This window comes from Geodermatophilus sp. SYSU D00815 (assembly GCF_054050035.1).
In genome coordinates this window covers 58,228-70,291 of the sequence record NZ_JBJGYO010000012.1, presented here as the reverse complement: position 1 = coordinate 70,291, position 12,064 = coordinate 58,228, and the positions used below count along the sequence as shown (strand labels likewise).

Below are 12,064 nucleotides of genomic sequence, written 5' to 3'. Positions count from 1 at the left end.
CCGTCGCATGCAGCACGATCCGCGACCGGGCGAGGACGACGTCGCCCGCGATGACGAGCAGGCGCTGTCGCGCGCCACGGGCGGGGGGCCGAGCGACGAGCCGGACGCCGGCGCCACCACCGGCACCGGCGACTCCGGGGAGTTCGTCGGCCGGACCGCCGGTCAGGACGTCGGGTACGCGGGGGAGACGGGGGCCGAGCGTCGCGAGGCCGAGCAGGGATGAGGGTCGGCCTCGTCCTCGGCGGGGGCGGGGTGGTCGGCCAGGCCTACCACTCCGGCGTCCTCGCCGTCCTCCAGCACGACTTCGGGTTCGACGCCCGCCGGGCGGACGTCATCGTCGGCACCTCCGCCGGCTCGATCACCGGCACCCTGCTGCGGCTCGGGGTCTCGCCGGAGGACCTCGCCGCGTGGACGGTGAAGGCGCCGCTGTCCAGCGACGCCGACGTCCTCGAGCAGCTGGCCGGGAGCGAGCCCCCCGAGCTGGCGCCGTTCCGGCCGCTCGAGCTGATCCGGCGGCCGGCCCAGCTGCCCCGGTGGGAGATGGTCCACCGGGCGGTGACCCGGCCGTGGCGGTTCCGCCCGCTGGCCGCGGGGCTGGCGCTGCTCGCCCCGGGACGGCACGACATCGTGGAGCAGCTGGCCGCGCTGCGCGAGCTGGAGGACGGCTCCTGGCCCGACGCGCTGTGGATCACCGCGGTGCGCCGGCGGGACGGCCGCCGGGTGGTCTTCGGCCGGCCGGGCTCGCCGACGGCGCCGCTGCACCTGGCCGTGGCCGCCTCGTGCGCGGTACCGGGGTACTTCGCGCCGGTGCCGATCGGCGGGCACGCGTACGTCGACGGCGGGGTGCACTCGCCGACCAACGCGGCGCTGCTGCGCGGGTGCGGGCTCGACCTGGCGATCGTGGTGTCGCCGATGAGCGGGCCGCCGGGGCTGCGCCCGGACCTGTACGCGGCCACCCGGCGGTACTCCGCCCGGCTGCTCCGGCGGGAGGTGCGCGCCCTGGAGCGCGCCGGCGTGCAGACCGTCGTGTTCACGCCCGGTCAGCCCGAGCAGGCGGCCATGGGCGACGACATGATGTCGCGCGCGCGGTTGGACGAGGTGCTGCAGCAGTCCTTCTTCGCCGCCGGGGCCCGGGCGGCCGCCGAGGACGCCCACGACCTGCTGCGCCGCGCCGCCGGCTGAGCGTCGTCCCGGCGCCGACCCTCGGTCGTCACCCACGCGGCGCACGGCGCGGGGCGCGACCACGCAGCGCGGGTGACCGCCGTCCTCCCTCACCGCAGCAGCTCCTCCCTCCTGCTGCACCGGAGGGGAGGACCTGCTGCGATCAGGTCACCTGATCATCGTCGTCCCGGCGCCGACCCTCGGTCGTCACCCACGCGGCGCACGGCGCGGGGCGCGACCACGCGGCGCGGGTGACCGCCGTCGCCGCGGACCGCCTCAGTCGGGGCGGCGGCGGCCGATCCTCGACCCCAGCCAGGTGAGCGGGTCGAACTTGCGGTCCACCACCCGCTCCTTCATCGGGATGATCCCGTTGTCGGTGAGGTGGATGCCCTCGGGGCAGACCTCGGTGCAGCACTTGGTGATGTTGCACATGCCCAGGCCGAAGTCCTCCTGGGCGGCGTCGCGGCGGTCCTCGGTGTCGAGCGGGTGCATGTCGAGCTCGGCCAGCCGGATGAGGAAGCGCGGCCCGGCGAAGGCCTGCTTGTTCTCCTCGTGGTCGCGCACGACGTGGCAGGTGTTCTGGCAGAGCCAGCACTCGATGCACTTGCGGAACTCCTGCGAGCGCTCGACGTCGACCTGCGCCATCCGGTGGTTGCCGTCGGGGTCGCGCGGCTGGGGCGCGAACGGCGGGATCTGCGCGGCCTTGGCGTAGTTGTAGGAGACGTCGGTGACCAGGTCGCGGATCACCGGGAAGGTGCGCAGCGGAGTGACGGTGATCGTCTCGTCCTCGCGGAAGGTGCTCATCCGGGTCAGGCACATCAGCCGCGGGCGGCCGTTGATCTCGGCGCTGCACGAGCCGCACTTGCCGGCCTTGCAGTTCCAGCGGACGGCGAGGTCGCCGGCCTGGGTGGCCTGCAGCCGGTGGATGATGTCGAGGACGACCTCGCCCTCGTTCACCTGCACGGTGTAGTCGCGCAGCTCGCCGCCGCTGGCGTCGCCGCGCCACACCCGGAACGTCGCGTCGTACGCCACGACCTCACTCCTCGAAGATCTCGGCCAGCTCGGGCGGCATCTGCGGCAGCGGCTGCCGCGTCACGGTGACGCCGCCGCCGGGGGCGAGGGTGCAGACCAGGTTGGTCCTCGCCCACCCGGCGTCGGCCGCGGGGAAGTCGTCGCGGGTGTGCCCGCCGCGGCTCTCCTGCCGCTCGAGCGCCGCCTTCGCGACGCACTCGCTGACCACGAGCATGTGCGGGAGGTCCAGGGCGAGGTGCCAGCCGGGGTTGTACTGCCGGTGCCCCTCGACGGAGAGCGCCGCGATCCGCTCCTCCAGCGAGCGGATCCGCTCCAGCGCCTCCTTCATCTCCGGCTCGGTGCGGATGATCCCGACCAGGTCGTGCATCGTCTGCTGCAGGTCGTGCTGGACGGCGTACGGGTTCTCGCCGCCCTCCCGCTCGAACGGCGCCAGCGCGGCCCGCGCGGCGTCGGCCAGCGCCTCGTCGCGCAGCGCCCGCGCCCCGCGCGCCCGGGCCTGCTCGGCCGCCGCGACCCCCGCCCGGCGGCCGAACACCAGCAGGTCCGACAGGGAGTTGCCGCCGAGCCGGTTGGAGCCGTGCATGCCGCCGGCCACCTCCCCGGCGGCGAACAGCCCCGGCACCCGCGACTCGGCGGTGTCGGGGTCGACCTCCACCCCGCCCATCACGTAGTGGCAGGTGGGCCCGACCTCCATCGGCTCCTTGGTGATGTCGACGTCGGCCAGCTCCTTGAACTGGTGGTACATCGACGGCAGCCGCTTGCGCACGTAGTCGGCCGACCGGCGGGAGGCGATGTCGAGGAAGACGCCGCCGTGCGGGGAGCCGCGGCCGGCCTTGACCTCGCTGTTGATGGCGCGGGCCACCTCGTCACGCGGCAGCAGCTCCGGGGGCCGCCGGTTGTTCTTCTTGTCCGTGTACCAGCGGTCGGCCTCCTCCTCGGTCTCCGCCGTCTCCTTGCGGAAGAAGTCCGGGATGTAGTCGAACATGAACCGGTTGCCGGCCGAGTTGCGCAGCACGCCGCCGTCGCCGCGGACGCTCTCGGTGACCAGGATCCCGCGCACCGACGGCGGCCAGACCATGCCGGTCGGGTGGAACTGGACGAACTCCATGTTCACCAGCCCCGCGCCCGCGCGCAGCGCCAGCGAGTGGCCGTCGCCGGTGTACTCCCACGAGTTCGAGGTGACCTTGTAGGCCTTGCCGATGCCGCCGGTGGCGAGCACCACCGACGGCGCCTGCCAGGCGATGAACCGTCCCGACTCGCGCCAGTAGCCGAAGGCGCCGGTGATGCCGTCCTCGTCGCGCAGCAGCCGGGTGACCGTGCACTCCATGAAGACGTCGATGCCGAGGGCCACGGTGCGCTGCTGCAGCGTGCGGATCAGCTCCAGGCCGGTGCGGTCGCCGACGTGCGCCAGCCGGGCGTAGCGGTGGCCGCCGAAGTCGCGCTGGCTGATCAGCCCGTCGTCGGTGCGGTCGAACAGCGCACCCCAGTCCTCGAGCTCGCGGACCCGGTCGGGCGCCTCCTGCGCGTGCAGCTGGGCCATGCGCCAGTGGTTGAGCATCTTCCCGCCGCGCATGGTGTCGCGGAAGTGCACCCGCCAGTTGTCGTCGGGCCACAGGTTGCCCATCGCCGCGGCGATGCCGCCCTCGGCCATGACCGTGTGCGCCTTGCCCAGCAACGACTTGCAGACGACGGCGGTGCGGGCTCCGGCCTCGTGCGCCGCGATCGCCGCCCGCAACCCGGCGCCGCCGGCGCCGACCACGACCACGTCGTACGCGTGCTCCTCGAGATCGACCATCAGAAGAACCTCACGTCCGAGATCACGTCGGCGGCCAGCAGGAACACGTAGAGGTCGGCGAGCGCGACGCTGACCAGCGAGGCCCAGGCGTACTGCATGTGCCGGGCGTTGAGCTTCGACACGACCGTCCAGAACCGGTAGCGCACCGGGTGCCTCGAGAAGTGGGTGAGCCGCCCGCCGACGATGTGCCGGCAGGAGTGGCAGGACAGCGAGTACAGGAACAGCAGCACCGCGTTGACCAGCAGCACCAGCGTGCCGAGGCCCATGTGCCCCCACTCGCCGGTCTCGTCGCGGAAGGCGAGCACGGCGTCGTAGAAGAGGATGACGTTGATGACCAGCGCCGCGTAGAGGAAGTACCGGTGCACGTTCTGGAACACCAGCGGGAAGCGGGTCTCGCCGGTGTACTTCCCGTGCGGCTCGGCCACCGCGCAGGCCGGGGGCGACAGCCAGAAGGACCGGTAGTAGGCCTTGCGGTAGTAGTAGCAGGTCAGCCGGATGCCCAGCGGGAAGATCAGGATGTAGATCGCCGGCGAGATCCAGGTGGGCCCGGTGAACAGCTCCGGGAAGGTGTCGCCCTCGCACCGGGTGGTCAGGCACGGCGAGTAGAACGGCGAGATGTAGGGCTCGGCGAAGTAGTGGGCGTTCTGGAACGCCCGGAACGTCGCGTAGGCGACGAACGCCAGCAGGACGGCGGCGGTGACCGCCGGCTGGACCCACCAGCGGTCCGTGCGCAGCGTCCGCCCGGGGATGGCGGCGCGGGCGGTGGCCGCCGACCAGATGGGCCGGCGGGCCCTGCCGCGGCGGGGGACGGGCAGCGGTGCCCGCGGCGGCGCGGCGCCGTTGCCGCGCCGGCGGCCCAGCAGCCCGGCCAGCCCGGCGACCGACGCCGCCGCGAGCCACGGGCCCAGCCGGCGACGGCCGCCGTCCCGGGTCGTGGGTCGCGTCCCGCGGGGCGCGGTGGTGGTCATGGCGCGCGGCGGTCGTCGGCGACCGCCGGCCGATCCGGATCCGGGTCCTGCTCCAGCGCCATCGACGCCTCCCAGCGGGGTGTGAGGCCGACCACAGTGCGACGAGGCGCAGTCGACCACGAACGGCCCGTTCCTGGGAAGGGGCTCCCGCGATCGGGCGATCAGGGCAGGCGGGGCAGCTCCCGGACCGCGCCGACCAGCGCGGGGGGGTGCAGCGCGGCGGGGTCGGCGATCCGGACGTCGGCCACGACCGCGGTCACGTTGTCCGGCGTGCCGGCGGCGAGCGCGGCCTCCAGCAGCCGCCGGACGGCGCCGTCCGGGGACGGTTCGTCGGCCAGCACGGCGGCCAGGACCTCCGGCGGCACCGCGCCCGAGAGCCCGTCGGTGCACAGCAGCAGGCGGTCGCCGGGCTCGGCCGGCAGCGCGCTGAGCACCACGGCGGCGGGGTCGTCCGGGCGGCCGTGCAGCACGGAGAGGACGACGCTGCGCAGCGGGTGCCGCCGCGCCTGCTCCTCGGTGAGGACGCCGCCGTCGAGCAGGCTCTGCACCAGCGTCTGGTCGCTGGTCAGCCGGGTCAGCTCGCCGCGGCGCAGCAGGAGGGCGCGGCCGTCGCCGACGTGCGCCACCACCAGCCGCCCCTCCGGCGTCAGCGCCACGGCGGTGAGCGTGGTCGCCATGCCGGCGAGCGCGGGGTCGCGGACGACGGCGGCGGCGAGGTCGGCGTTGGCCGCGTCGACCGCGCCCACCAGGTCGGGCGCGGCCCGGCCGGCGAACTCGGCGCCGCGGCGCAGCCGGTCGACGACGAGCGCGGCGGCGGTCGCCCCGCCGACGGAGCCGCCCACGCCGTCGGCCACCGCCACCAGGCGGGGCGCGGCCAGGCCGGCGTCCTGGTTGTCCGGGCGCGGACCGGCGACCGAGCCGGCGGCGGCGTCCAGGGCCAGCCCGGCCACCGCGGCGAGCAGCAGCGGCTGGGTCCCGGTCACGCGCCCAGTGTGGGGCGCGATCCTGTGGGTTCCCTGGACGGGCGCTGCCGGCCGGCTCAGACCTCGTGCGCCGCCAGCACGTCGGCCAGGTCGAGCCCCGCCCCGCGGGCGCTCGCCGCGGCGAAGTCCTGGGCGGTCAGCCGCGGCCGCACCAGCCGGTCCCGCAGCACCACGTGGTGGAAGAAGCCGGCCGTGTCGGAGAACAGCGAGCCGCCGGCGGCGCTGACCAGCTCCGCGGCCGCCGTCCAGTCGTCGCGGCAGGCGGCGGCGTACCCGAGCGCCAGCACGACGTCGGCGTCGGCCCGCCGGCCCTCCTGCTCGGCGCGCTGCCGGGCCCGCCGCAGCTGGGGCAGGTGCGGCTCGCCGGCGGCGATCAGCGTCAGCGCCTCGGAGTACGTGGTCAGCCAGTTCTCGTCCAGGCCGCTGTCCTGCAGCTGCGCGTGCTGCGCGTCCATCAGCCGGCGCATCCGACCGGCGTCCCGGTCGGCCAGGGCCACCAGCCAGGCGGCCCAGACCGCGATGTAGGTGTCGTAGTCGGTGCCGCCCTCCCGCACCAGCGCCGCGGCGTCGGCCGCCAGCCCCTCGGTGTCGCCGAGCAGCAACCGGGTCACCACCCGGTAGGCGTCGTCCACCCGCACCAGCTGCGGCTCGCCGACCGCCTCCGCCCGGGCGCGCGCGTCGGCCAGCCGGGCCAGCGCCACCGCCGGCCGGGCCGACTGCACGATCGCGGCGTAGTGCGCCGCCACCGCCGCCCCGGCCGGGTCGTCGGCCTCCCCGGCGGCGGCGGCCGCCTCGGCCGCCGCGTCGGCCAGGCGCCGGGGTTCCCCGGCCCCGACGGCCACGTCGGCCCGCAGCACCAGCGCCCAGAGCCGGTCCGCCGGTGCCAGGTCGCGCTCCAGCAGCGCCTCCACCCACCGGCGGCCCTCCGCGTAGGACACGGCGTTGCGCCACAGCGTGGCCAGGCCCAGGGCGAGGTCGACCGCCGCCGCGGTGTCACCGGCCGCGAGGCTGGCCTCGAACGCCAGCCGCACGGTCTCCCGGTCGTCCCGGCCGCGCGCGGCCGACGCCGCCGACAGCCAGCGCCGCGGCCGCGGCAGCTCCCGCGCCCGCGCCACGACGAAGGCGCGCAGCCGCTCGGTGACCTCCGGCCGCAGCCCGGCGGCGTCCAGCTCGCGGGCGGCGAACAGCCGGAGGGTCTCCAGCAGCCGGTACCGCCGCGTGGCGGGGTCGTGGACGACGAGGCTCTTGGCCACCAGGTCGGCCAGCAGCCGGGTGGCCGTGGCGGGGGCGACGTCGCCGGCGACCGCCGGCACCGCGGCCAGCGGGAAGTCGGCGGGGAACACGCCGAGCCGCGCGAACAGGTTCCGCGCCTCGGGCGCCAGCAGCTGGTGGCTCCACTCGACGGTGGCCGCCAGCGCCGAGTGCCGGTCGCCGGCACGCGGTCGCGCGCCGGCGAGCAGGGTGAGCCGGTCGTCGAGCCGGTCGAGCAGCTCGTCGATCCCCAGCGAGGTCAGCTGCGCGGCGGCCAGCTCGATGGCAAGCGGCAGCCCGTCCAGCCGCCGGCACAGCTCGGCGACGCGCGGGTCGGCGGCGTCGGCAGCGCCGGGGCCGGCCGCGGCCGCGGCCCGCTCGGCGAACAGCTCGGCGGCCTCGGCGCCGAGCGGCCCGAGCCGGTGCACGGCCTCGCCGTCGACTCGGAGCGCCTCCCGGCTGGTGGCCAGGACGCGCACCCGCGGTCCCGCGTCGAGGACGGCGTCGACGAGCTCGGCGCACGGGTCGAGCAGGTGCTCGCAGTTGTCGAGGAGGAGCAGCGCGGGCCGGGCGCCGAGCAGCGCCGCGAGGCGTCCCGGCTCGACCGCCCCGGCGCCCTGGACGCCGGCCGCCTCGGCCACCGCCCGGACCAGCCCGACCCGGTCGCGGACCGGCGCCAGCTCGGCGAGGACGACGTCGGGCGCGGGGTCGGCGGACGCGGCGACCCGGCGGGCGACGGCCAGCGCCAGGGACGACTTGCCGGCGCCGCCGGGCCCGCAGAGCGTCACGACGCGGGCGGTGCGCAGCCGCGCCTCGACCTCGGCGAGGTCGTCGTCGCGGCCGATCAGCCGGGTCCGGGCGGGCGGCAGGCGGGTCCGGGCCCCGGCGCGCTCGGGCGGGGCCGCCTCGGCGGCGCGCCGCAGGGCGGCCGCCGCCGGCCCCGGCCCGGTGCCCAGCTCCGCGCGGAATGCCTCGGCCATGCGGTCGAGGCTGCGCAGTGCGGCCGTCCGCCGGCCGGCGCGCAGGTGCTCGCGCGCGAGCGCGAGCTGCGCCTCCTCGTCCAGCGGGTCCGCCTCGACCAGCTCGGCGAACCGCCCGGCCGCCCGCAGCAGCTCCAGGCGGCGCAGCCGCAGGCGTTCCCGCGGCTGCTCGGTCCACGGCTCGTACAGGTCGTCGGGCAGCAGGTCGCCGGCGTAGGCGTCCGGATCGCCCGCGCGCTCGAACTCGACCGCGTCGACCGTGACCTCGGCGGCGGGGAAGAGCGCGACCGCGCCGGCGGCCAGCACGATGCCGTCGCGGCTGCCGAGCGCGGCGCGGGCGTAGTGCGCGGCGGTGTGCAGCCGCGGCGCGGCCTCGTCGAGGAGCAGGTCGGGCCAGAGCGCGTCGACGACCCGGTCGCGCGGCATCCGGCGCGCGGGCTGCAGCGCCAGCAGCTTGACCAGCGCCGAGGCCGAGCGCCGCTGCCAGGCCTGCTCGGGCACCGGCCGGCCGTCGACCTCGACGCCGAACCCGCCCAGCAGCCGGACGTGGACGCGCATCGCCTGCCTCCGGGGATCCGACCGGCCGGAGTCTAGGGTCCGTACGGGCCCACGAGGAGAGGATCGGGACACTGAGCGAGGTCACGGCGGACGCACCACCCCTCCCGGTCCGGACGGCCACCCGCGCCACGTACGCGGCGTTCATCGGGTCCGGCTTCGCCTTCGCCAACTGGGCGGCGCGCATCCCGCAGGTCCGCGACGCGCTCGAGCTGAGCCCGTCGGCGCTGGGGCTGGTGCTGCTGGCCATCGCGGCCGGCTCGGTGGTGGCCCTCCCGCTCGCCGGGCCCCTGGTGACCCGGTTCGGCGCGGGCCGCACGACGGCGGCCATGGCCGTGCTGCTCGCCGCCGCGCTCGCGCTCGCCGCGGTCGGCCACCAGGCCGGGGTCGTGCCGCTGGTGGTCGGGCTGTTCCTGTTCGGGCTCGGCAACGGCGCCTGGGACGTCGCGATGAACGTCCAGGGCGCCCGCGTGGAGCAGGAGCTGGGCCGCTCGATCATGTCCCGCTTCCACGCCGGCTGGAGCCTCGGCACCGTCGCGGGCGCGCTCACCGGGGCCGGGGCGGTGGTGCTCGACCTGCCGGTGGCGGTGCACCTCGTCGTCGTCGCGGCGGTGGTCGGCGTCGCCGTCCCGCTGGCGGCCCGGCGCTTCCTGCCCGACACCGGGCACCACGACGAGGAGCGGCCGGCGGGGGGCGCGCGCTCGGCGCTGGCCGCCTGGCGCGAGGGGCGCACCCTGCTGGTGGGGCTGTGCGTGCTGGCGTTCGCGTTCGCGGAGGGCGCGGCCAACGACTGGATCAGCGTCGCGCTCATCGACGGGTACGACACCCACGAGGCCACCGGCGCGCTGGGCTTCGCCGTCTTCCTCTCCGCGATGACCGTCGCCCGCTGGTTCGGACCCGCGCTGCTCGACCGGTACGGCCGGGTGCCCGTCGTCCGGTCGACCGCCGCCGTGGCGACGGTCGGGCTGCTGCTGTTCGTGTTCGCCCCGGCGGTGCCGCTGGCCTTGGTCGGCGCGCTGCTGTGGGGGATCGGCACGTCGCTCGGGTTCCCCGTGGGGATGAGCGCGGCCGCCGACGACCCGGTGCGCGCCGCGGCCCGGGTCAGCGTCGTTGCCTCGATCGGCTACTGCGCCTTCCTCGGCGGTCCGCCGCTCATCGGCTTCCTCGGCGAGAGCGTCACCGTGCTGCGCGCGCTGACCGTCGTCGCCGTCCTGCTCGGGCTGTCGGCCCTGATCGCCTCGGCGCTGCGCCCGCTGCCGGAGGCGGCGCGGGACTGAACGCGCGAGCGGCCCCCGGCCGCGGGACCGGGGGCCGCTGGCGTGCCCGGACCGTCAGAACCAGTGCCTCCTCCCGCCGACCGCCCGGCCGGTGGAGCCGAGCAGCAGCAGGACCAGCCCGACCACGACCACGATGATGCCGATGGTCCACAGGACGGAGACGTCCAGCAGCAGGCCGAGCAGGAGCAGGATGAGTCCGAGGATGATCACGTTCGCCCTCCTTTGAGCGCATGCGTCGTCGACCCCGTGGGCGCAACGGTCTGTGTCCCGTCGGCGCCGGGCCATGCCTGGTGTCACCCGTCCGTGTCATCCCGCCGCCCGTGCCGGACTCCGCCGCGTGGCCCGGGGGAGCAGTGGGGAGTCGGTGCTCACCCGCGCCGTGCGCATCCTCGAGGTGTTCTCGCCGGAGGAGCCGGCGCTGCCGGTCACCGAGATCGCCCGCCGGGCGCGCGGCTGCACGTCGCCACCGCCTCGCGGCTGACCGCCGAGCTCACCGGCCACGGCCTGCTGGCCCGAGGCCGAGGCGGTGCTCACCGCGCCGGCGCGCCGGGTGCGGTCGATCGAGCTCGCCGGCCCGACCCGGCGGCACCACGACAACACGCTGCGCGCCGGGGACCGCCTCCCCGTCCGCGTGGAGCGCACCTGAGGCGCGGGGCGCTCAGGCCACGCCGACCGGGGCGGCCGTCCGCCGCCGCCCGGCCCGCGGGTCGCCACCGGCGGCGATGACGGCGAGCGCGCGGAACGCGGCCAGCGCGCCCACCGGCTCGATCGCCGACGGCGAGGCGCCCGGGTGCGCCGCCGCGACGCGCACCCGCAGGGCGCCCGGCCGGCAGGTGAAGCGCACCGGCGGGTCGAGCACCGCCGCCTCCCCGTCGAGGCCGGCCGGCACCGGGCCGTCGGAGTCGACGACGAACTCCCGGGCGGTGAACTGCCGCCACGGCAGCTGCCCGCCCGGTCCCGGGGAGACCGAGCTGCGCGGGTCGACCACGGTGATGCCGAGGACGCCGTCGTCCAGCGCCGGCCGGGTGCCGGCGCCGGCGGCCCCGCCGAGCCGGTACTGGTTGTTGGCGACCAGCACGACGGCGGGCCCCTGGCGGGGGCGGCCGCCGGGCGTCGTCCAGCGCAGCGCGGGCCGGTCGCGCCCCGGGCCGACGACCTCCGGCACGGTCGCCAGCAGCGTGCGGACCTTCGCGCCCCGGTAGCCGCCGTGCTGGACCGCCTCGGCGTACACGCCCAGCGACACGTTGTTCACGAACACCCGGTCGTTGACCTGCCCCAGGTCGACCACCCGCTCGCCGCCGTCCACCAGGGCGTCGAGCGCGCCCACCGGGTCGTCGCGGTCGACGCCGAGGTCGAGGGCGAAGTGGTTGCGGGTGCCCGACGGGATGCACGCGTAGGGCAGCCCGCGCTCGGATGCCACCGCGGCCACGACCGCCTGCGAGCCGTCGCCACCGGCCATGGCCAGCGCGTCGGCACCCTGGGCCACGGCGGTGCGCGCCAGCGCGGCGAGGTCCTCGCCGGGCCGCAGCTCCACGGTCTCGATGCCCCGGGCGCGGGCCGCGTCGAGCAGCCCGACCCGGGCCGCCCTGCCGTCGCCGGAGCGGGGGTTGACGAACAGGACGGGGCGCCGCGGCGGGTCGGCCGGGGGCAGCACGACGCGGGTGTCGAAGGCGATCCGGGCCGCGACGTGCCAGACCAGCAGCCCCAGGGCGAGGAGCAGCAGCAGCCGCAGGAAGCCGTCGTCGGCCAGCGCCGCGCACAGCCCGCCCAGGGCGGCGACGGCGACCACCACCGCGGCGACCCGGCCCCAGCCGCGCCGCAGCACGGCCTCCCACGTGCCGGCGGCGGCCACCAGGGCGCAACCCAGGAACAGCACGCCCCGGGGGAAGTCGTCGACGGCGGCGGTCACCGCCACGGCGAGGCACCACACGAACGCGCCGAGGGCGACGACGGCCGCGGTCCGGCGGCCGGTGGTCCGTCGGTGCACGAGGACGCACCCCCTTCCCCGGACGAGGGGAGGAGGCCGACCCTCCTGCGGCACCCACCCGCCGTCAAGGGGACG

General features: G+C 76.8%; 11 protein-coding genes. 4 read left to right on the top strand and 7 right to left on the bottom strand.

Translation table 11 applies throughout. The annotated features are described in order from the left end of the window. Positions 1-7 precede the first annotated feature (7 nt). Positions 8-223: a hypothetical protein gene (locus ACI78S_RS14965; RefSeq protein ID WP_456974621.1), complete on the top strand. Its 216-nt coding sequence runs from the start codon at positions 8-10 to the stop codon at positions 221-223. Continuing rightward, positions 220-1,182, top strand: a complete 963-nt coding sequence (locus tag ACI78S_RS14960; protein WP_456974619.1) for a patatin-like phospholipase family protein — start codon at positions 220-222, stop codon at positions 1,180-1,182. Before ACI78S_RS14965 ends, ACI78S_RS14960 begins: the two co-directional genes overlap by 4 nt. Before the next feature lie 255 nt (positions 1,183-1,437). Here ACI78S_RS14960 and ACI78S_RS14955 read toward each other — a convergent pair whose 3' ends face one another. From ACI78S_RS14955 to ACI78S_RS14935, 5 genes are all read right to left on the bottom strand, one after another. After that, on the bottom strand, positions 1,438-2,193 hold the full coding sequence (locus tag ACI78S_RS14955) for a succinate dehydrogenase/fumarate reductase iron-sulfur subunit (RefSeq protein ID WP_456974617.1): 756 nt from the start codon (positions 2,191-2,193) through the stop codon (positions 1,438-1,440). A gap of 4 nt (positions 2,194-2,197) precedes the next feature. Then, complete coding sequence (locus tag ACI78S_RS14950; protein ID WP_456974615.1) at positions 2,198-3,988, bottom strand: fumarate reductase/succinate dehydrogenase flavoprotein subunit; 1,791 nt, start codon at positions 3,986-3,988, stop codon at positions 2,198-2,200. Then, on the bottom strand, positions 3,988-4,956 hold the full coding sequence (locus ACI78S_RS14945) for a hypothetical protein (protein ID WP_456974613.1): 969 nt from the start codon (positions 4,954-4,956) through the stop codon (positions 3,988-3,990). The genes ACI78S_RS14950 and ACI78S_RS14945 overlap by 1 nt, the downstream gene beginning before the upstream one ends. Positions 4,957-5,117: 161 nt before the next feature. Beyond that, positions 5,118-5,939: a PP2C family protein-serine/threonine phosphatase gene (locus ACI78S_RS14940; RefSeq protein ID WP_456974611.1), complete on the bottom strand. Its 822-nt coding sequence runs from the start codon at positions 5,937-5,939 to the stop codon at positions 5,118-5,120. A gap of 56 nt (positions 5,940-5,995) precedes the next feature. Beyond that, a complete protein-coding gene (locus tag ACI78S_RS14935) occupies positions 5,996-8,728 on the bottom strand; it encodes an ATP-binding protein (protein ID WP_456974609.1) in 2,733 nt (910 codons plus the stop codon). 62 nt (positions 8,729-8,790) lie between these two features. Here ACI78S_RS14935 and ACI78S_RS14930 point away from each other — a divergent pair, with 62 nt between their 5' ends. Next, complete coding sequence (locus ACI78S_RS14930) at positions 8,791-10,002, top strand: MFS transporter (RefSeq protein ID WP_456974734.1); 1,212 nt, start codon at positions 8,791-8,793, stop codon at positions 10,000-10,002. A gap of 54 nt (positions 10,003-10,056) precedes the next feature. Here ACI78S_RS14930 and ACI78S_RS14925 read toward each other — a convergent pair whose 3' ends face one another. Next, positions 10,057-10,212: a DUF6131 family protein gene (locus ACI78S_RS14925; RefSeq protein ID WP_456974607.1), complete on the bottom strand. Its 156-nt coding sequence runs from the start codon at positions 10,210-10,212 to the stop codon at positions 10,057-10,059. Positions 10,213-10,366: 154 nt separating this feature from the next. Here ACI78S_RS14925 and ACI78S_RS14920 point away from each other — a divergent pair, with 154 nt between their 5' ends. Continuing rightward, positions 10,367-10,483, top strand: coding sequence for a helix-turn-helix domain-containing protein (locus ACI78S_RS14920; protein WP_456974605.1), 117 nt, complete (start codon positions 10,367-10,369; stop codon positions 10,481-10,483). 177 nt (positions 10,484-10,660) lie between these two features. On the opposite strand, the gene ACI78S_RS14915 is transcribed toward ACI78S_RS14920, so the two are convergent. Beyond that, a complete protein-coding gene (locus ACI78S_RS14915) occupies positions 10,661-11,989 on the bottom strand; it encodes a diacylglycerol/lipid kinase family protein (protein WP_456974603.1) in 1,329 nt (442 codons plus the stop codon). Positions 11,990-12,064 lie beyond the last annotated feature (75 nt).

What these genes read in the sequence shown, in the direction of transcription:
- ACI78S_RS14965 (WP_456974621.1), top strand. Translation starts at nt 8, where the DNA reads ATGCAGCACGATCCGCGACCGGGCGAGGACGACGTCGCCCGCGATGAC.
- ACI78S_RS14960 (WP_456974619.1), top strand. Translation starts at nt 220, where the DNA reads ATGAGGGTCGGCCTCGTCCTCGGCGGGGGCGGGGTGGTCGGCCAGGCC.
- ACI78S_RS14950 (WP_456974615.1), bottom strand. Translation starts at nt 3,988, where the DNA reads ATGGTCGATCTCGAGGAGCACGCGTACGACGTGGTCGTGGTCGGCGCC.
- ACI78S_RS14945 (WP_456974613.1), bottom strand. Translation starts at nt 4,956, where the DNA reads ATGACCACCACCGCGCCCCGCGGGACGCGACCCACGACCCGGGACGGC.
- ACI78S_RS14935 (WP_456974609.1), bottom strand. Translation starts at nt 8,728, where the DNA reads ATGCGCGTCCACGTCCGGCTGCTGGGCGGGTTCGGCGTCGAGGTCGAC.